General features: G+C 61.3%; 20 protein-coding genes. 11 read left to right on the top strand and 9 right to left on the bottom strand.

Annotated features, from left to right (window positions below):
- The first annotated feature begins 65 nt into the window (after nt 1-65).
- The gene (locus IH404_RS13295; RefSeq protein WP_005787935.1) at nt 66-1,277 is read left to right on the top strand and encodes an MFS transporter; all 1,212 of its coding nucleotides are present in this window, start codon (nt 66-68) and stop codon (nt 1,275-1,277) included.
- 544 nt (nt 1,278-1,821) lie between these two features.
- Here IH404_RS13295 and iolG read toward each other — a convergent pair.
- Both iolG and IH404_RS13285 read right to left on the bottom strand, forming a co-directional pair.
- Nucleotides 1,822-2,826 (bottom strand): inositol 2-dehydrogenase, encoded by a 1,005-nt coding sequence (iolG, locus tag IH404_RS13290; RefSeq protein ID WP_005787932.1) that lies wholly within the window; start codon nt 2,824-2,826, stop codon nt 1,822-1,824.
- A gap of 43 nt (nt 2,827-2,869) precedes the next feature.
- The gene (locus IH404_RS13285) at nt 2,870-3,895 is read right to left on the bottom strand and encodes a LacI family DNA-binding transcriptional regulator (RefSeq protein ID WP_005787930.1); all 1,026 of its coding nucleotides are present in this window, start codon (nt 3,893-3,895) and stop codon (nt 2,870-2,872) included.
- A 123-nt stretch (nt 3,896-4,018) separates the two neighbouring features.
- On the opposite strand from IH404_RS13285, the gene IH404_RS13280 reads away from it, so the two are divergent.
- From IH404_RS13280 to IH404_RS13270, 3 genes are read left to right on the top strand one after another with little or no spacing between them, the layout of a single operon-like run.
- Nucleotides 4,019-4,864: an SDR family oxidoreductase gene (locus tag IH404_RS13280; protein ID WP_005787928.1), complete on the top strand. Its 846-nt coding sequence runs from the start codon at nt 4,019-4,021 to the stop codon at nt 4,862-4,864.
- Complete coding sequence (locus IH404_RS13275; protein ID WP_194440597.1) at nt 4,864-5,988, top strand: phytanoyl-CoA dioxygenase family protein; 1,125 nt, start codon at nt 4,864-4,866, stop codon at nt 5,986-5,988. The genes IH404_RS13280 and IH404_RS13275 overlap by 1 nt, the downstream gene beginning before the upstream one ends.
- Nucleotides 5,989-6,027: 39 nt before the next feature.
- Nucleotides 6,028-6,951 carry a sugar ABC transporter substrate-binding protein gene (locus IH404_RS13270; protein ID WP_005787924.1) on the top strand — a complete coding sequence of 308 codons (924 nt, stop codon included), beginning with the start codon at nt 6,028-6,030 and terminating at the stop codon, nt 6,949-6,951.
- On the opposite strand, the gene IH404_RS13265 is transcribed toward IH404_RS13270, so the two are convergent.
- Nucleotides 6,938-7,093: a hypothetical protein gene (locus IH404_RS13265; protein ID WP_194440596.1), complete on the bottom strand. Its 156-nt coding sequence runs from the start codon at nt 7,091-7,093 to the stop codon at nt 6,938-6,940. The two genes, IH404_RS13270 and IH404_RS13265, sit on opposite strands and share 14 nt — an antisense overlap.
- Complete coding sequence (locus tag IH404_RS13260) at nt 7,086-7,391, bottom strand: DUF2834 domain-containing protein (RefSeq protein WP_194440595.1); 306 nt, start codon at nt 7,389-7,391, stop codon at nt 7,086-7,088. The genes IH404_RS13265 and IH404_RS13260 overlap by 8 nt, the downstream gene beginning before the upstream one ends.
- Nucleotides 7,392-7,474: 83 nt before the next feature.
- On the opposite strand from IH404_RS13260, the gene IH404_RS13255 reads away from it, so the two are divergent.
- Together IH404_RS13255 and IH404_RS13250 are read left to right on the top strand one after the other, a co-directional pair.
- A complete protein-coding gene (locus tag IH404_RS13255) occupies nt 7,475-8,263 on the top strand; it encodes a helix-turn-helix domain-containing protein (RefSeq protein WP_194440594.1) in 789 nt (262 codons plus the stop codon).
- Nucleotides 8,264-8,316: 53 nt separating this feature from the next.
- The gene (locus IH404_RS13250) at nt 8,317-10,026 is read left to right on the top strand and encodes an amidase (protein ID WP_194440593.1); all 1,710 of its coding nucleotides are present in this window, start codon (nt 8,317-8,319) and stop codon (nt 10,024-10,026) included.
- 454 nt (nt 10,027-10,480) lie between these two features.
- On the opposite strand, the gene IH404_RS13245 is transcribed toward IH404_RS13250, so the two are convergent.
- A complete protein-coding gene (locus tag IH404_RS13245) occupies nt 10,481-10,696 on the bottom strand; it encodes a DUF6434 domain-containing protein (RefSeq protein WP_005787917.1) in 216 nt (71 codons plus the stop codon).
- A 152-nt stretch (nt 10,697-10,848) separates the two neighbouring features.
- On the opposite strand from IH404_RS13245, the gene IH404_RS13240 reads away from it, so the two are divergent.
- Nucleotides 10,849-11,274 carry a nuclear transport factor 2 family protein gene (locus tag IH404_RS13240; protein ID WP_194440592.1) on the top strand — a complete coding sequence of 142 codons (426 nt, stop codon included), beginning with the start codon at nt 10,849-10,851 and terminating at the stop codon, nt 11,272-11,274.
- Nucleotides 11,275-11,281: 7 nt separating this feature from the next.
- Here IH404_RS13240 and IH404_RS13235 read toward each other — a convergent pair whose 3' ends face one another.
- Nucleotides 11,282-12,607: a PLP-dependent aminotransferase family protein gene (locus IH404_RS13235; RefSeq protein WP_194440591.1), complete on the bottom strand. Its 1,326-nt coding sequence runs from the start codon at nt 12,605-12,607 to the stop codon at nt 11,282-11,284.
- Nucleotides 12,608-12,694: 87 nt separating this feature from the next.
- Between IH404_RS13235 and IH404_RS13230 the strand changes: the two genes are divergently transcribed.
- From IH404_RS13230 to yghX, 3 genes are read left to right on the top strand one after another with little or no spacing between them, the layout of a single operon-like run.
- Nucleotides 12,695-13,585, top strand: a complete 891-nt coding sequence (locus IH404_RS13230; RefSeq protein WP_194440590.1) for a DMT family transporter — start codon at nt 12,695-12,697, stop codon at nt 13,583-13,585.
- Between the two features lie 51 nt (nt 13,586-13,636).
- Entirely contained in the window at nt 13,637-14,131 is a 495-nt protein-coding gene (locus IH404_RS13225; RefSeq protein WP_005787913.1) for a thioesterase, read from the top strand.
- Nucleotides 14,132-14,175: 44 nt separating this feature from the next.
- Nucleotides 14,176-15,063 carry a YghX family hydrolase gene (yghX, locus tag IH404_RS13220; RefSeq protein ID WP_194440589.1) on the top strand — a complete coding sequence of 296 codons (888 nt, stop codon included), beginning with the start codon at nt 14,176-14,178 and terminating at the stop codon, nt 15,061-15,063.
- An 18-nt stretch (nt 15,064-15,081) separates the two neighbouring features.
- On the opposite strand, the gene IH404_RS13215 is transcribed toward yghX, so the two are convergent.
- The gene (locus IH404_RS13215) at nt 15,082-15,954 is read right to left on the bottom strand and encodes a LysR family transcriptional regulator (RefSeq protein WP_194440588.1); all 873 of its coding nucleotides are present in this window, start codon (nt 15,952-15,954) and stop codon (nt 15,082-15,084) included.
- 131 nt (nt 15,955-16,085) lie between these two features.
- Between IH404_RS13215 and ampC the strand changes: the two genes are divergently transcribed.
- Nucleotides 16,086-17,225: a class C beta-lactamase gene (gene ampC / locus IH404_RS13210; protein WP_194440587.1), complete on the top strand. Its 1,140-nt coding sequence runs from the start codon at nt 16,086-16,088 to the stop codon at nt 17,223-17,225.
- Between the two features lie 45 nt (nt 17,226-17,270).
- Here the strand turns inward: ampC and dctM are convergent, their stop codons facing one another.
- A complete protein-coding gene (dctM, locus tag IH404_RS13205) occupies nt 17,271-18,551 on the bottom strand; it encodes a C4-dicarboxylate TRAP transporter large permease protein DctM (protein ID WP_124400844.1) in 1,281 nt (426 codons plus the stop codon).
- Entirely contained in the window at nt 18,551-19,183 is a 633-nt protein-coding gene (locus IH404_RS13200; RefSeq protein WP_005787907.1) for a TRAP transporter small permease, read from the bottom strand. The genes dctM and IH404_RS13200 overlap by 1 nt, the downstream gene beginning before the upstream one ends.
- Nucleotides 19,184-19,324: the final 141 nt, after the last annotated feature.

Raw genomic sequence — 19,324 nt, 5'->3', positions numbered from 1 at the left:
ATTAGAAATGGCTGCCAGCTAAAGTACTGTCTGCCCCTGTTCGCTGCCTTGTATGGAATGCCCGCATGTCGAGCCTCACCGCGACACCCGCCGCTGCTACCACGACGCCCCAGGTAAGCCCTCTGGTCATGCGCGTCCTCGGCGCCTGCGCCCTGGCGCATATGATCAATGACCTGATCCAGGCCGTACTGCCGTCGATCTACCCGATGCTCAAGGCCAACTACGGCCTGAGCTTCACCCAGGTCGGCCTGATCACCCTGACCTTCCAGTTGACCGCCTCCCTGCTGCAACCGTGGATCGGCTACCACACCGACCGCCACCCCAAGCCCTGGCTGCTGCCGGCGGGCATGGTGTGCACCTTGATCGGTATTTTGATGCTGGCGTTTGTCGGCAACTTCCCGGCGATTCTGCTCGCGGCGGGGCTGGTGGGTGTCGGCTCGTCGACCTTCCACCCGGAAACCTCGCGGGTCGCACGCCTGGCGTCCGGTGGGCGCTATGGCCTGGCGCAATCGACCTTCCAGGTCGGCGGTAATACCGGCAGCGCGTTCGGCCCTTTGCTGGCGGCAGCGATCATCATTCCCTACGGCCAGACCCATATCGCCTGGTTCGGCCTGTTTGCAGTGTTCGCAATCCTGGTGCTGTACGGGTTGAGCCGCTGGTACCGTCACCATCTCAACCTGTTCAAGCTCAAGCAGGGCAGCCAGGCGACCCATGGCTTGTCCAAAGGCCGCGTGACTTTCGCTTTGGTGGTTCTGGCCGTGCTGGTGTTCTCCAAGTATTGGTACATGACCAGCCTGACCAGCTACTTCACCTTCTACCTGATTGAAAAATTCCAGCTGTCGGTGGCCAGCTCCCAGATGTACCTGTTCCTGTTCCTTGGCGCGGTGGCGGTCGGCACCTTCGCCGGGGGCCCGATCGGCGACAAGATCGGCCGCAAGAAAGTCATCTGGTTCTCGATCCTCGGCGCCGCCCCGTTCACCCTCGCCCTGCCCTACGTCGACCTGTTCTGGACCGCCGTACTCAGCGTGGTCATCGGTTTCATCATCGCCTCGGCGTTCTCGGCCATTGTGGTGTTTGCCCAGGAACTGGTGCCGGGCAACGTGGGCATGATCGCTGGGATATTCTTCGGCCTGATGTTCGGTTTCAGCGGGATTGGCGCGGCGTTGCTGGGGTTGCTTGCCGATAACCACGGGATCGAATACGTCTACAAACTGTGCTCGTTCCTGCCGCTGGTGGGCATCCTGACGATACTGTTGCCTTCGACCAAGGGGGTTTGAACGAAGGCAGGTGAGTATTTACCTGATCAAACTGTGGGAGGGACTTGCGCCCGGTAAGCATAGGTATCTTCACAACTTTGGTGCGACGCCGAAACTGTGGGAGGGGGCTTGCTCCCGATGGCGGCCTCAGGGTCGACCAGGGTGCTGGATCAGACCGAGTACATATCCGTTATTTGGGTAACGGCTGCTATTGGTTCCGCTTTTACAGCGGGTCACTTTTGAAAAGCGCAAAAGTAACCCAAACGCTCTTGCCCCACCACTCGGCACCTCGCTTAGGCTCGGTGTGCCCGTAATCCGCCATGGATTTGGGGGGCCGCCGCCACGCGCCATCCATGGCGCGGGGCGGCTAAACCGGCATCCCTGCCGGTTTACCCCCCAAATCCATGGCGAATTACGGCCAGCGTGGTTTAACGGGGCGCCTCAGATCAAAAGCAGATCAAGATCAAGAGCGGCTCGCTTCGCATCGTGGTTACCGTCGGTTGCTATCAAGTTGTGTAGATACCTATGGCCATCGGGGGCAAGCCCCCCATTTACGCCGCGTAACCTACCGGTCATAACAAACGGCCACGCTGCGCCCCGTCTTAACCGACTCTAACGCACAGTCAGCCAGGTGCAAGGCATACAGCCCATCACGCATGCCGGTGGGCAACTCACGCCCCTCATTCAGCGCATCGACAAACTGCATCAACTCATTACGATAGGCATCCGCATAGCGCTCAAGGAAAAAGTGCTGCAACGGCTCCAGTGCTTCAGTGTGTTCAGCACTCCAGTGTCGCAAGGTACTGGGCCTGTGGTTATCGGTGAGCAGTACGCCGCTGGCGCCGGAGACTTCTACACGTTGATCGTAGCCATACACCGCCTGGCGGCAGCAGTTGATATGGCATTGCTTGCCCGAGGCGGTGCGCAGCAGGACCATCACGCTGTCGTAGTCGTCAATCTGTTCCAGGCTCGGGTCTACCAGGCGGCTGGCGAAGGCGCTGACTTGCACCGGCTCTTCACCCAGCAAGTGCCGGGCAGTGTCGAAGTCGTGGATAGTCATATCGCGCAGGATGCCACCGGAATGTTCCAGATACTCGCGCGGAGCCAGGCCGGGGTCGCGGCTGGTAATGATCACCTGGCGCACTGCGCCGATCTGGCCGGCGTCCAAGGCCTGGCGCAGCCGCAGCATGTCCGGGTCGAAACGGCGGTTGAAGCCAAGCATCACCTTGCCGCCCTGACGCTCCACGGTTTGTGCTGCGCTGCGCGCCTTGGCGATATCCAGGTCGATGGGCTTTTCACAGAGTACCGCCTTGCCCTGGGCCACGGCGGCCAGCAACAGGTCGATATGGGTGTCGGTGGGCGTGCCGATCACCACTGCGTCGATGTCCTTGCGGTTCAGCACGGCGGCGCAGTCGTATGCTGCTTCACATCCCAACTGCGTGCTCAGGGCATCGACGCCTTCGCGCCAGGGGTCGGCCACCAGCACCAGCGTGGCGTTGGGATGGGCAGCGACGTTGGCGGCGTGGATCTTGGCGATGCGCCCCGCACCTAGAACGGCAATACGTAGCATGGTCGAACTCCTGAATCGTTATTGGATTTGTAGTTTCAGAGCTTCAGTCCGGCAGGTTGAACGGCGTGACGATCTGCACCTGTGACGGCGCAATCGGCCCGGTCTTCCATAACCGGTGGTACTGCAGGATGTACAGGAACACGTGGCGGGCATCGATCTGCAAATTGTGGTCGATGATTGCCGCGACTTTTTCTTCCCTTAGCAACTGGCGGTTTTCTTCGTCGAGGTCGTGGCCGATAAAGACGTCCAGCGGGCGATTCCGAGCGGCAAAGGCGTCGACAATCGCACGGTTGCCGCCGCCGACGCTGTACACCGCCTTGAGCCCGGGATGCTGCTGCAGCGCCTGGGTCACTCGCTCGAAGGTGCGCTCGTATACGCCGTAGCCGCCGCTGATCTCCAATACCCGCAAGTGCTCGGCGCGGCCGCGCAGCCAGGTGCGAAAGCCCATTTCGCGTTCTTCTTCACCCCGGAACAATTCACTGCCGATCACCACCGCGACGTCCTGGGGCACGTTCGGCAGCCAGTTCGACATCAGGTAGGCGGCGGTCTGGCCGGCAGTGCGATTGTCCATGCCCACATAGCCGACGCGCTCGCTCTGGGGCAGGTCAGTCACCAGGGTCACCACCGGAATGCCGGCCGCAATCAGTTGCTTGACGGCCAAGTTCACCGCTGGCTCATCGGCGGCCTTGAGCACCACGCCCTGGCTGCCTGTTTCGAGGCAGCGCAGCAATTGATCGTGCATAGCCTGGGGCTCGATCTCTTCGAACAGATGAAAGCGCGGCGCAATGCGAAACGGCGCGAGGCTGGCCAGTTGCGCCACGATCGCCACCTGCACCGCCGCGCTGAACCGCTGGGGCGTATGCATGATCACGTCCACATGGAACGTGCGCCCCACGGCCAGGCCGTTTTTTTCCTGGGCCTCCAACTCCTCCAGCGCCTGCTCGATACGCCGACGGGTCTGCGCATGCACGCTGCCACGCTGGTGCAGCACGCGGTCGACTGTGGCTTTGCTGACGCCTGCCTGAGTGGCGAGCTGCTTGACGGAAAAGTGTTTTGCGCGTTCGAGCATGGTTTTCGCCTGAGGTCTTTTTGAGGTCTTTTTTGGGCTTTACTGAGGTTTTGCAATGCTAGTCTCAGTTTTGTCCGGCGTCGAGCCGAGCGAGCAAAACAACAAAAACTCCAGGAGAGCCCAATGCCCCACACCAATCTTGCGACCTCGTTCAACAGCCAATACTTTGTCGTCACCGGCAGCACCCAGGGCCTCGGCGCGGCGGTGGCCCATACCCTGGCTCGCCGGGGTGCGGCCGGGCTGATCATTTGTGGACGCCGCCGTATCGAAGGCCAGGAGCAGGTGCGCCAGTTGGCGCAACTGGGCTGCCAGGCATTTTTTGTCGAGGCCGACCTGGAAAAAGTCGAGGATTGCCGCGCGATCATCGAGGCGGCACGCACGCATTTCGGCACTTTGCATGGCTTGGTGAACTGCGCCGGCATGTCTGACCGTGGCACCATTCTGGACACCTCGCCGCAACTCTTCGAACGCCTGTTTGCGGTGAATGTGCGGGCACCATTTTTTCTGATGCAGGAAGCGCTCAAGTTGATGATCAGCAAGGGCGTGGAAGGTGCGGTGGTGAATATCCAGAGCGTCACCGGGCATGGCGGGCAATCGTTCTTGAGTGCCTATGCCGCGTCCAAGGGCGCGCTGGCAATCCTGACCAAGAACGTCGCTTTCAGCGCCTTGCGCAACCGCATCCGCGTGAATGGCTTGAATATCGGTTGGATGGACACGCCCCACGAAGATCAGATCCAGCGCCACTATCACGGTGCCCAGGACGGCTGGCTCGCCGAGGCCGAACACGCCCAGCCGTTTGGCCGTCTGCTCAAGCCCGAAGAAGTGGCACGTAGCGTGGCGTTTTTGCTGTCCACTGAGTCTGGAATGATGAGCGGCGCGGTGATCGACCTGGAGCAAGGCGTGGTCGGCTGCACCGACAGCAGCACCCCGCAACCTCACAAGGCCCTGAGCCTGCCCGGAGGTGCATAATGTCCGCCTTCGTAACCAGCGATGCCGTGCGCCTGGCCGACTTCAGCCGCATTTGTGCGCAGTGCGTCAACCCCGGCGACTACCCGTTGTGCCTTGAGGTGCAAGGCAATGTGCCGATCTATCAGGCCCACACCTTGCGCAACAACGACCGACTGACCGTCATGAACGAACTGCATGGCCTGTTCCGTGACGGGCCTGGTGTGATGGTGGTGCGCCAAGCCTATGAAGACCTGGAAGTCGTGGACCGCCACAGCCAGGTATTCGAAGCGATCTTTGCCCATGAGGCCACCCAAGGCGTGGCCGCCGATCACTTTGCCAGGCCCGGCAGCAATGGGCGGATATGGAACTCGTTGCAAAAGACTGCCTTGCAGTCCCCCGAGTCCTTTGCCGAGTACTACGCCAATCCTCTATTGGAGTTGATTGCTGAAGCCTGGTTAGGGCCGGGCTTCCAGGTAACGGCGCAGGTCAATGTAGTGCGCCCCGGCGGCCAGGCACAGCAGCCACACCGCGACTATCACCTGGGCTTCCAGTCCAATGAAGTGGTGGAGCGTTTTCCGCTGCCGCTGCATGTGCTGTCGCAGTATCTGACGCTACAGGGTGCTATCGCTCATTCGGACATGCCGCTGGAAACCGGCCCGACCCTACTGCTGCCGTTTTCCCAACAGTACGCCCTGGGTTACCTGGCCTGGCGCCGCCCGGAGTTTATCGACTACTTCCAGCAACACGCCGTGCAATTGCCTCTGAACAAGGGCGACTTGCTGTTTTTCAACCCCGCCCTGTTCCACGCCGCCGGCACCAACCGCACGACCGATCGCCAGCGCATGGCCAACCTGCTGCAAATTTCCTCGGCGTTCGGCAAACCGATGGAAGCACTCGACCGCGACCGCATGATGCTGGCGGTCTACCCGGTGCTGCTGGCCAACCCCAACCTGAATACCCACGCCGTGATCGCCTGTACAGCAGACGGTTATTCCTTCCCCACCAACCTCGACACCGACCCACCCTTGCAGGGCCTGGCCCCTCAGACCGGGCAACAGCTGATGCTGCAAGCCCTTGACGAACGCTGGCCCTACGCGGACTTCGCCACCGCCGTGGCGCATCTGCGGGCCAAGCGCCAAGCGTGAATCGCTGCTTTGACAACAACAAAAACAACGGAGCAAACCATGAAAAAGCAACTCCTTGCGACACTGCTGACCCTTGCGATCAGTCCCTGGGCATTTGCCGATATTCGTATAGGCGTGAGCATCGCCCAGGTGGACGACGTATTCCTTGCGCAAATGCGCGACTACATGGCCGCCCACGCCAAGGAACTGCCTGATGTCACCCTGCAATTCGAAGACGCCCAGGGCGATGTAGTGCGCCAACTCAACCAGGTGCAGAACTTCACCGCCCAGGGTATGGACGCAATTATCGTCAACGCGGTAGACACCGCAGCCACCCAGAAAATGACCCTCAACGCCCAGCAAGCCAAGATCCCGCTGGTGTATGTCAACCGTCGCCCGGAGTTCAAGGAGGTGCCGGCCGGCGTGGGCTATGTCGGCTCGGACGAGATCAAAGCGGGTGAAATCCAGATGCGCTACCTGGCCGAAAAAATGGGAGGCAAGGGTAACCTGGCGATCATGCTCGGGCTGCTCTCCAACAACGCGACCCACAACCGCACGTTGGGGGTGAAAACCGTGCTCAAGGACTACCCCGACATCAAGATTGTCGAGGAACAAAGCGCCGAATGGCAGCGCGGCAAGGCGATTGACCTGATGAACAACTGGATCGTATCCGGGCGCAAAATCGATGCCGTGGTGGCCAATGCCGATGAAATGGCGATCGGCGCGGCCATGGCTATCAGCCAGGCAGGCATGCAACCGGGCAAGGACATCCTGGTGGCCGGCAGCGACGGCGGCGCGGCCGGTCTGGATGCGGTGAAAAAAGGCCAGTTGCTGGTCACGGTGTATCAGGACAACAAAGGCCAGGCGGTGGGCTCCATTGACTTGGCGGTGAAGATGGTCAAGCAGCAGCCGTACACGGCGGAACTGACGATTCCCTATCAACAGATCACCAAGGAGAACTACCAGGCGTTCATGAATCCTTGAGTCTGGCAGGGAGCGAACTTGCCGGCAAAGCCTTCAGCCCCGGCGCGGCGCCCGCGTGATCGCTGACGTTTTTCGCGAGCAGGCTCGCTCCTACCCTACCGCCCAGCCCGCACAGGGCATAAACGTGCAGAAAATCACTCATCACGAAATCCATTGATGACGATGTAAAGCAACGGGCCCACCGACACAAACACCGCCGTCAGCAGAAAGTACGGCATCATCGAAGCCAGCGACCGCCCTCGCCCGCGCCCATCCCGGTACATCCACACACACGCCAGCGCCGCCATCAAATACAGGTCGATCACCACCTGCGCCGTATCGGGCCGTGACATCAGCTCCCCTCCAAACGCCAGCAGTGATTGCTCGGCAGTCAGGAGAGTCGCCAGGGTATAGAGCGAAAAAACCAGCAGTGCGGCCAGGGCGATATAGGGTCTTGGCATGGTGCCTTCCTTAGAGTGATCGAGCCCCAAGGTAGTGATAAGGTGCGGCCCTTCGCAATGACCTCGCAGGTTATGAATAAACCATGGATACCCCTGCCACCGCTGGCGAACAGTTGCGTCAACTGCGTCGCGACGCCAAGCTCAGCCAGCTCGACCTGGCCCTGATGACCGGCGTGTCCCAACGCCATCTGAGTTGCATCGAAACCGGCCGCGCCAAGCCGAGCGCGGGCACGTTGCACCATTTGCTGACGGCACTGCAAACACCGTTGGAGCGCTGCAACCACGTGTTCCTCGCCGCCGGTTTTGCGCCGCGTTATCCAGCCACGCCACTCGCCGCACCGGGCATGGCGGCGATTCGTGAAGCACTCGACCACGTGCTGCACGCGAACAACCCCGCACCGGCAATACTGATAGGCAGCCAATGGGATGTGTTGGCGGCGAATGCCAGTGCCGGCCTGTTATTTGAACTGGTCGGCATCCAGCCAACTGCGCTGGACGGCTTGAACCTGCTGGCCACACTGCTGCAACCCGGCGGACTGGGCGATCACCTGGTCAATGGCGAAGAGATTCGTAGCCTGGCCTGGCAGCGTGCGGCCCGTGAGGCCCTGGGCAACCCCGGATTGGCCGCACTGCTCGCCAACCTGCCAGCGCCAGCCAGCACGCAACTGCCCCAAGAGCTGCCGCCATTGGTGCTGACACGCGTGCATTCGCGGCACGGTGAGCTGAACTTCCTGTCGACCTTCACCACCTTCGGTATGCCTCAGGACATTACCCTCACCTCGTTGCGCATCGAGCATTTGATTCCTGCGGACGAGGCTACCTGGCAAGTCATGCGCGCTGCCTACGCGGAGTATGCCGCGCTGGTTTTGTGAAATATCTGAACGTAGACTGCCGCCATCCCCCACGTGAAGGCGGCGAAAAAAACGTGATGCAAGTTACTGAAGTCTCCATTGCCCAATTGCGCGCTGCGCTTGAAGCCGGCCAGACCACGGCCGTTGAACTGGTCCAGGCCTACCTGGCACGGATCGATGCCTACGATGGCCCGCAGACGGCTACCGCGCTGAACGCCGTGGTGGTGCGTAACCCTGACGCCCTGAAAGAAGCCGAGGCGTCGGATGCGCGCCGTGCCAAAGGCCAGACCCTGGGACCGCTGGAGGGCATTCCCTACACGGCCAAGGACAGTTACCTGGTCAAGGGCCTGACAGCCGCATCCGGCAGCCCCGCCTTTGCCAGGCTGGTTGCCCAGCGTGACGCTTTCACGATTGAGCGACTGCGAGCCGGTGGCGCGATCTGCCTGGGCAAGACCAACATGCCGCCGATGGCCAATGGCGGTATGCAGCGTGGCGTGTATGGCCGCGCCGAAAGCCCTTACAACGCCGACTACCTGACCGCGCCATTTGCGTCCGGTTCTTCCAATGGCGCGGGCACTGCCACCGCTGCCAGCTTTGCAGCGTTTGGCCTGGCTGAAGAAACCTGGTCGAGTGGCCGCGGCCCGGCCTCCAACAATGGTTTGTGTGCCTACACACCTTCCCGTGGGGTGATTTCGGTACGCGGCAACTGGCCATTGACCCCGACGATGGACGTCGTGGTGCCGTATGCGCGCACCATGGCCGACCTGTTGGAAGTGCTCGACGTCGTGGTGGCCGAAGACCCCGACAAGCGCGGCGACCTGTGGCGCCTGCAACCCTGGGTTCCGATCCCCAGCGTCACCTCGGTGCGCCCGGCCTCATACGCCGCACTGGCCACCAGCAGCGAGAGCCTGGCCGGCAGGCGCTTTGGCGTGCCGCGCATGTACATCAATGCCGACCCCGACGCAGGCACCAGCGAAAAACCCGGTATCGGCGGGCCCACCGGGCAGCGGATCAATACCCGCGCCACGGTGATCGAGTTGTGGCAAGCCGCCCGCCAGGCGCTGGAGGCCGCCGGCGCCGAAGTGATCGAGGTGGATTTCCCGCTGGTGTCCAACTGCGAAGGCGACCGTCCCGGCGCGCCGACGGTGTTTACCCGTGGCCTGGTGTCCAAGGAGTTCCTCCACGACGAACTGTGGGAACTGTCTGCCTGGGCCTTTGATGATTTCTTGCGCGCCAACAACGATCCGGCGCTCAACCGCCTGGCGGATGTGGACGGACCAAAGATCTTCCCCCATGACCCCGGTACCCTGCCCAACCGTGAAGACGACCTCGCCGCCGGCATGGATGAATACGTGCGCATGGCCCAACGCGGCATCACACCGTGGGACCAGATCGGTACCGTGCCCGATGGCCTGCGTGGCCTGGAAACAACCCGGCGCCTGGATCTGGAAGACTGGATGGACAACCTCGGCCTCGACGCCGTGCTGTTCCCGACCGTAGCCGATGTAGGCCCGGCCGATGCCGACGTGAACGAAGCGTCTGCCGACATTGCCTGGAGCAACGGCGTGTGGGTCGCCAACGGTAACCTTGCGATTCGCCACTTGGGCGTGCCCACCGTCACCGTGCCGATGGGCGTGATGGCGGATATCGGTATGCCGGTAGGGCTGACGTTTGCCGGGCGTGCTTATGATGATTCGGCGCTGCTGCGCTTTGCCGCAGCGTTTGAAGCCACCGGCAGCAAACGCGTGATACCGCCACGCACACCGCCGCTGCCCAGCGAATAAAAGCAATTCAAATATGGGAGGGTATCTACACAACTTTGCAGTCGCCAACAGTAACCACGATGCGAAGCGAGCCGCTCTTGATCTGCTTTTGATCTTAGGCGCCCCGTTAAACCACGCTGGCCGGAATTCGACAGGGATTTGGGGGGGTAAACCGGCAGGGATGCCGGTTTAGCCGCCCCGCGCCATGGATGGCGCGTGGCGGCGGCCCCCCACATCACTGGCGGATTACGGGCACACCGAGCCTGAGCGAGGTGCCGAGTGGTGGGGCAAGAGCGTTTTGCTTACTTTTGTGCTGTTCAAAAGTGAGCCGCCGTAAGGGCGGAACCCATAGCGGCCGTTACCCCAATAACGGATATGTACTCAGTCTGATCCAACATCCTGGTCGGCCCTGAGGCCGCCATCGGGAGCAAGCCCCCTCCCACATTTTGCTGTATTTGCAATCAAGCACCATGGCTTAGGGCAGCGTCACCTCGCGACGCTGCCACTCGTCCACCACATCACCCATAGTCTTCGGGACGCCATTGAGAATCCACGCCATAAAGGGGCGGTTGAACTTGAACGTCGGCCCGCACTGTTCGCGCATGAAACGGCGCACGTTCTGAGTGTTTTTATAGCTCGGGGTCACCGGTGTCCCACGGGTGAGAGGGTCGCTGTGCCAGTCAAAAGCCATTTTTACCTCGGCTATGGGGTGCTGGTTACCACTCTAACCTCGAATCATTTCAGACCACCTCAAAATTTCACTTTCCTTCCCTGCCGAAATTATTGCATGGTTGTACGACGACATACCTCGTCGTATCCACCCAACAAAAACAAGGAACACCCATGCCCAACCTCAAAGTGCTGATCGGCTTACTGTGCCTGTTTTCCAGCTACGTCGCCGCCGCCCCCGCTGAAAAGGAAGTGGCCCAGGCAGTCGACCAACTGACCCAAGCCATGCTGCATCTGGACGTCAAGCAACTTCACGCGCTGACATCCGACACGCTCACCTACGGCCACTCCAGCGGCAAAGTGCAGAACAAGGCGCAATTTATCGCCGACCTGCAAACCCACACCAGCGCCTTCAAGACTCTGGAAATGCAGAACCAGACCATCACCCTTAACGGCGATACCGCCCTGGTGCGCAACCACTTCCATGCCTTGGCGGTGAACAGTGGTGTGGATACGCCAACCGATATCGACAACTTCCAGGTCTGGCAGAAGCAACACGGCAAGTGGCTACTGATCGGGCGGCAGGCTTACAAATACTGAGCACAGCTCACCATGCCACCACTTTGCGTATCGTCTCCAGGGCCCCACGCAACTGCGCCATCGGCACCGACCCCAGGGCCACGCGCAGTGCATGGGGCACCTGGGCCGAGACTGCGAACGGTTCGGCGGTGGACACGCAAATGCCTTCGCGCTGCAAGGTCATGGCGACTTGATCAGCGCGAGCCTCTTCGGCCAATGGCAGCCACAGAAAATACGATGACGGATGGCTGACATACCGCACGCCCGTCAGCACTTGGGCTGCCAATGCCTGGCGAGCTTGAGCATCCGCGCGTTTTTGCGCTTCCAGTTGCGCCACCGTACCGTCTTCGAGCCAGGCCACTGCAATGGCACTCATCACGCCTGGCACGCTCCAGGTGGTGGCCATGATCGTACGTTCCAACCTGCTCACCCAAGCTGAAGGCGCCGCGATAAACCCTATGCGCAAACCGGCGGCGACATTCTTGGACAGCCCACCCACATACACCGTGCGCTCCGGGGCCAGTGCCGCCAACGGCGCAGGTGCATCTTCGGCGAGAAACGCATAGGCGCCATCCTCGACGATCATCAGGTTGTGCTGCCGGGCAATCGCCACCAAACGCTCGCGCTGCTCCAGGCTCAGTACCCAGCCCAGCGGGTTATGCAGGGTTGGCATGCTGTATACCGCACGTACCGGGCGCTGGCGACACAGGCTATGCAGATGGTCCAGGTCCGGGCCGGCCGTGGTCACCGGGATGGCGACGATTTCCAGGTGCAGGGTTTCGGCCAGCGCCTTGAAGCCCGGATAGGTCAGCGCATCCACCGCGATCACATCCCCAGGCTTGAGCAACGTCATCAGGGTCACCGCCAAGCCGTGCTGGGCGCCGCTGACCACCAGCACCTGCTCGGCGTCCACCGTGAGTCCTCGGTTGAACAAGTGCCGGGCCATGGCGGCGCGCTCATGCACACGCCCTGCATGGGGCTGGTAACGCAGCAGTGCCTCCAGATCGCCCGACAGCGCCAACTGGCGCAACGCCGTGCGCAACAGCTCGGCCTGCCCAGGCAAGGACGGGTAGTTGAAATTCAGGTCGAGCAGGCCCGGCGCCACCGTCATCTGCCCGCTGCCCTGCCCCGGCGGCAAGGTGATTTCGCGCACGAAGGTACCGCGACCGGTCTCGCCACTGACCAGGCCCATGGCTTCCAACTCGCTGTACACCCGGCTCGCGGTGACCAGTGCCAAGCCATGCTCAGCGGCCAACTGGCGATGAGTAGGCAAGCGCGCGCCGGCAGGCATCTGTCCACTGCGGATGGCCTCGGCGAAGGTATCGACCAGCAATTTGTAGCGCGCACGGGGCATCGGGATGTATCCATGACAATTTTTTGATTGTCCTAATCTTCAGCCCTAGGATGAGCCGCACGCAACCCCACTTTCGGACATACCGTCATGGAACGCATCGCCCGCTTCGGCACCCTGGATGTCAGCACTCAGGGTTGGATCAACGGTTTTATCGGCGTGGTGATTTTCAGCGGATCGCTGCCGGCCACGCGCCTGGCGGTCATGGAGTTCGACCCGGTGTTCCTGACCATGATCCGCGCCACCCTCGCCGCCCTGCTGGGGGGCTGCCTGTTGTGGCTATTCAAGGAAAAACGCCCCACCCGTCAGCAATGGGCTCCCTTGGTGATCGTCGCTCTGGGCGTGGTTGTCGGCTTCCCACTGCTCACAGCCCTGGCCCTGCAATACGTGACCTCGGCCCATTCAATCGTCTTCATCGGCCTGCTGCCCCTGGCCACGGCGGTATTTGGCGTGCTGCGTGGCGGCGAGCGACCCAAGCCAGTGTTCTGGTTGTTTTCCATCCTGGGCAGCCTGTTGGTGATGGGTTACGCCTTTGCCCAAGGCTTGAGCGCCGCCCCTGCAGGCGACGTGTTGATGCTGTTGGCGGTGCTGGTCTGCGGCCTGGGTTATGCCGAAGGCGCCAAGCTGTCGCGCAGCCTGGGTGGCTGGCAGGTGATTTGTTGGGCGCTGGTGGTGTCGCTGCCGCTGGTGGCACCGTTGAGCCTGCTGCTGGCGCCTTCGACCCTCAGCGGCATCAGCCTGCCGGCGTGGCTGAGCCTGGGGTACGTGGCGCTGTTCAGCATGTTGATCGGCTTTGTGTTCTGGTACCGCGGCCTGGCCCAAGGCGGCATTGCCGCAGTCGGCCAGTTGCAGCTGCTGCAACCTTTCTTCGGCCTGGCGCTGGCCGCGGGCCTGCTGCATGAGCAGGTCAGCCTGGGCATGGTGCTGGTGACCGTCGCGGTGATCGGCTGCGTGGCCGGGGCGAAGAAGTTTGCCCGCTGACGCGTGGCCTGCTAAACAGGGAAGTCGCCTGAACAATAACAAGGACTTTGCATGACCACCGCTTCTCTCCAAGACATCACCGCGCCAGAAGGCATCTGCTACGGCTGCGGCAGCAGCAACCCCCATGGCCTGCATATCAAGAGCCGCTGGGCCGAAGATGGCGTACACGTGGTCGCCGAGCATCAACCCGAAGCCAGATACAGCGGCTGGCCAGACCTGGTCTACGGCGGCCTGATCGCCATGCTGGTGGATTGCCACTCCAACTGGACCGCCATGGCCTACCACTACCGCGCCGAACAGCGCGAACCCGGCAGCCTGCCGCGCATCGACTGCGTCACCGGCAACCTGGGGATCAAATTCATCAAGCCCACACCGATGGGCGTGCCGCTGGCCCTGCGCGCACGGGTCGAAGGCGACATCGGGCGCAAAAGCCGCGTGGTCTGCGAGGTGTACGCCGGTGATGTGCTCACGGCCATCGGCGATTCAGTTTTCGTACGCGTCGACACCGGGCAATTGGCCGCAGCCGCCCATGGTCGCGAGGCGTGATCCTGGTCTACAGTGACTGCAACCGCTGATCGAGGACTGCACCCATGCCCCGTCTTACCGCCAAGGACTTTGCTCCCGAACTGCTGGAACTCTACGACGGCTACGCCCACGGCAAGATCAACCGCCGCGAGTTTCTCGACCGTGCCGCGCTGTTCACCTTGGGCGGCCTCACCGCCTCGGCGCTGCTGGCAGCCCTGAGCCCCAACTACGCCCTGGCCGAACAGGTCCAATTCACCGATCCGGATATCGTCGCCGACTACATCACCTACCCTTCGCCCAAGGGCAACGGCACGGTGCGCGGCTACCTGGTGCGCCCGTCCAAGGCTGCGGCAAAACTGCCCGCCGTGGTGGTGGTGCATGAAAACCGCGGCCTGAACCCCTATATCGAAGACGTGGCCCGGCGCCTGGCCAAAGCCGGCTTCATTGCCCTGGCACCCGATGGCCTGACGTCCGTGGGCGGCTACCCCGGCAACGATGAAAAAGGCGTGGCGCTGCAACAGACTGTCGACCCGACCAAACTGATGAACGACTTCTTCGCCGCCATCGAATGGCTGATGCACCACGACAGCAGCACCGGCAAAGTCGGCATCACCGGTTTCTGTTACGGCGGCGGCGTGACCAATGCGGCGGCGGTGGCCTACCCGGAACTGGGCGCGGCGGTGTCGTTCTACGGGCGCCAACCCGAGGCCAAAGACGTGCCGCGCATCAAGGCACCCGTCATGTTGCATTTCGGTGAGCTGGATACGCGAATCAATGAGGGTTGGCCGGCGTATGAGCAGGCGTTGAAAGCTGCGGGCACGACGTATGAGGCTTACATCTACCAAGGCGCCAACCACGGTTTTCACAATGACTCAACGCCGCGGTATGACGAGGCAGCAGCTAACCTGGCCTGGGAGCGCACCCTGGGGTGGTTCCGCAAATACCTCGCCTAACCGCCGCCTCCCACATTCTTATCCAATGCACGTCTGCAACCACCCCTTGAAGGCCAACATCGCCGGCGTCTCAGCCCGCGATTGCAAACGGGTCAACCAATAACTGCCGGTCGTGATCCCCACATCGAACGGCTGGCGGATCACATCGCTTTCCAACTGGCGTGAAAACATCAACGCTGGCGCCAGGGCCACACCGCTGCCTTGCAGGGCGGCCTCCATCATCGCCAGCGACGAGTCGAACACAATACTGCGCGGCACCAGGGTGTCTGCCGGCAACCCGGCAGCCTGCAACCAAAGGCTCCACTCATCGGCCCGGTAAGAGCGCAGCAAGGTGTGCTTCAACACGTCGGCCGGGCTGTGCAATTGCTCGGCAATCTGCGGCACACACAACACCGTCAGCGGTGCTTCCAGCAGAGGGCAGGCCTCGGTGCCATGCCAGGCGCCTGCGCCAAACCGAATGGCGTAATCCAGGCCCTCGGCAGCGACATCAACGCGGTTGTTGTGGGTGGACAGGCGCAAATCAATAAACGGATAGCGGCTGTGGAAATCCGCCAAACGAGGCAATAGCCAGCCCACGGCGAAGGTGCCGACCGCGCCCACTGTCAGCACCTCGCGGTAGTGACCGCCCTCGAACTGGCCCAGGGTGTGGGCAATGCGGTCGAAGGCTTCCCGCAACACCGGCAGCAGGGTTTCGCCTTCGCGAGTGAGCATCAGGCCGCGTGGCAGGCGCTTGAACAGCGTGACATTGAGCTGCGCTTCGAGGCTTTTGACTTGATGGCTGACTGCGGCTTGGGTCACGCATAGCTCGATGGCCGCGCGGGTAAAGCTCAAATGGCGCGCCGAGGCTTCAAAAGCGCGCAGGGCATTGAGGGGCAGATGGGAACGCAACAAGGCTTACCCCAATTTTTCTAATGGCTGGTGCGAGATATCATCGTTTGCTCCGGGTATAAAATCCACCTAGATTTGCCACGCCTGCGCAGGCTCTGATCATCATTGCCACCTTTACATGGAAGCGAATCACCATGAAATATCAGCCAAAGTACCTGGTTTCAGCTTTGCTGCTCGTATCCGGCGGCTGTATGGCCGCCACCGATATGCGCCAGGTCGTGGACAGCAACATCAAACCCTTGATGCAACAGCAAGGCATCCCCGGCCTTGCGGTCGCGGTGGTGAACCAGGGCAAGGTGCAATACTTTAATTACGGCGTAGCCGCCAAGGACACCCAGGCCGCGGTCACTCAAAACACGCTGTTCGAAATTGGCTCGGTGAGCAAAACCTTCACCGCCACCCTTGGTGGTTATGCCCAGGCCATCGGCAAGCTCAAACTGTCGGACACAGCCAGCCAGTACTTGCCGTCCCTGGCCGGCAGCGCGTTCGATCGCATCAGCCTGCTGCAACTGGCGACCTATACCCCTGGCGGCCTGCCGCTGCAATTTCCGGATGCAGCCGACAGTGCATCGACCATGCTGGGCTACTTCCAGCATTGGAAGCCCACTTACGCTGCGGGTAAACAACGCTTGTACTCCAACCCCAGCATCGGCCTGTTCGGCTACCTGACCGCGCAAAGCCTGGGCCAGCCGTTCAACGTTGCCATGGAGAAGACGCTGCTGCCCAAGCTAGGGTTGACCAACACCTATGTCAACGTGCGCACTGACAAAGCCAGCCAATATGCCCAAGGCTATGACAAGCAGCAAAAACCTGTGCGCGTCAGCCCCGGCGCCCTGGACAGTGAAGCCTACGGGCTCAAGACCACCAGCCAGGACCTCGCCCGCTATGTCATTGCGAACATGCACCCGCAAACCCTGGAACAGCCCGTGCAACAGGCCATCGCCGCCACCCACGCTGGCTACTACACCGTGAACGGCATGACCCAGGGCCTGGGCTGGGAGCGCTACCCCTACCCCATCACCCTGCAAGCGTTGATCGACGGTAACTCAACACCGATGGCAATGGAGCCGCACAAGGTCACCTGGCTCAACCCGGCCCAGGCCCAGCCGGCCAACGTGCTGTACAACAAGACCGGCTCTACCGGTGGCTTTGGTGCGTATGTGGCGTATGTGCCGAGCAAGGATATGGGCGTGGTGATTCTGGCCAACAAGAACTACCCGAATGCCGAGCGGGTAAAAGTGGCCCATGCGATCTTGAGTGCGATGGCTCAGTAAGGCCGAAACAATCAACAAATGTGGGAGGGGGAAATCCCCCCCACCTTACATACCCAGCCAATGCGGAAGCGCAAGGGAAATGAACGGCAAGTAAGTCACCATGATCAGGAACACCAGCAAAATCATCAGCCATGGCATCGCCGCGCGAATGGTCTGTCCCAATGTCAGCCCGGTCACCGCCGAGGTCACGAACAGGTTCAGTCCCACCGGCGGATGAACCAGGCCGATTTCCATATTCACCACCATCACGATCCCCAGGTGAATCGGGTCAATCCCGAGCTTCATCGCGATCGGGAAGAAGATCGGCGCCAGGATCAACACAATGGCCGAAGGCTCCATGAAGCTGCCTGCAATCAGCAACACCACGTTGACCATGATCAGAAAACCAATCGGTGTCAGCCCTTCGGAGATCACCCACGCAGTGATTTCCTGGGGGATCTGCTCAGTGGTCAGCACATGGGCAAACAGCATGGCGTTGGCGATGATGAACATCAGCATGATCGACAGCCGCCCGGATTCCAGCAGCACCTTGGGGCAATCGCGCAGCTTCATGTCCTTGTAGATGAACAGCGCCACAAACGCCGAATACACCGCCGCCACCGCCGCCGCTTCGGTGGGGGTGAACATGCCGCTGTAGATGCCGCCGAGGATGATCACCAACAGCAACAGGCCCCAGAACGCTCGGCGTGCGCAACTGAGCCACTCGCGGAACGTCGCCCGTGGTTGCGCGGGTAGCTTCTTGATACGCGCGACGATGTAGATCGCGATCATCAACATCAGGCCCAGCAACAGTCCCGGGATCACCCCAGCCATGAACAGCTTGCCCACTGAGGTTTCGGTCGCCGCCGAATACACCACCATCACAATCGAAGGCGGAATCAGGATACCCAAGGTCCCGGCGTTGCAGATGATCCCCGCACCAAACTCCTTCGGATAACCGGAACGCACCATGCCTGCCACGGCAATCGAGCCCACCGCCGCCACCGTGGCCGGTGACGAGCCGGACAGCGCGGCAAACAACATACAGGCCAGCACCGCCGCAATCGCCAGACCACCACGGATATGACCGACACAGGCATTGGCAAAGTCGATCAGCCGCTGAGCCACGCCACCGGTGGTCATAAAGGCACCGGACAGCAGGAAGAACGGGATCGCCAGGAAGGTATAGGCGTCGCTGGTTTCAAACAACTTGATCGCCAGGGAGCTCACCGAGTCCTGGCTGAACATCAGGATCGACACCGCGCCGGACAGCCCGAGGGAAATCGCAATCGGCACGCCAAGAAACATGAACACGAACAACAGCAGAAACAGACAGAGCACGGCCATCAGTGACGCTCCTCATGGCTGCCGGCCAACTTGCTGGCCTCTCCGGCCTCGTCGGCCAATCCCAACCCGACCTGACGGTGGGTAAAGATGCGGTAGAAAATTTCCAGGTAGCGAATCAATACCAGGGCAAACCCGATGGGCACGATCACCACGATGTCACCGACGTCGATACCGAACTGGTCAAGGTCCTCGGCACCGATATGCGCGGTCATTACCGCACTCACCCACTTGTAGCTGGCGACCATGAACAGGCCGGCGTAGGCCAGGCAGCACAGGCAGGCGAGCATCCCGAGCAAGCGTTGTACCGGGCGTTTGGTCAACCTGACCAACGCGTCCACGCCCAAATGGCCGGCAGTGCGCACACCGTAGGAAATGCCGAAGAAAATCAACCAGCCGAACATGGCCTTGGTCAGCGCCACGCTCCAGGTCATGTCCTGGGCCCAGGTCATGGTGGTGTCGCCCAGGGCATTGAAGAAATGACTGCTCCAGGCCCATTTATCCGCCAGGGCAAAGAACAGGGTGTAGATGTTATTGAGCATGACGTAGACGAATGTCACCAGGGTCATGGCGGCCAGCAGGAAGGCAATAAAGCCTTCCTCCAGGTGCTCCCAGACGCGCCTTAGCGTTTGCATGGCAAAACCTCGCGAGGCAAATGAAATACCAGGGTGGAACTTGCCCGAAATGTGGGAGGGGGCTTGCTCCCGATAGCAGTGTGTCAGCTTGCAGGTCTGTCTCTGATCCACCGCTATCGGGAGCAAGCCGCCTCCCACATT

Source organism: Pseudomonas sp. OST1909, assembly GCF_015277575.1.
Taxonomy (GTDB): domain Bacteria; phylum Pseudomonadota; class Gammaproteobacteria; order Pseudomonadales; family Pseudomonadaceae; genus Aquipseudomonas; species Aquipseudomonas synxantha_A.
The sequence above is the reverse complement of the archived record's forward strand: the minus strand, read 5'-3'. Positions and strand labels throughout refer to the sequence as shown.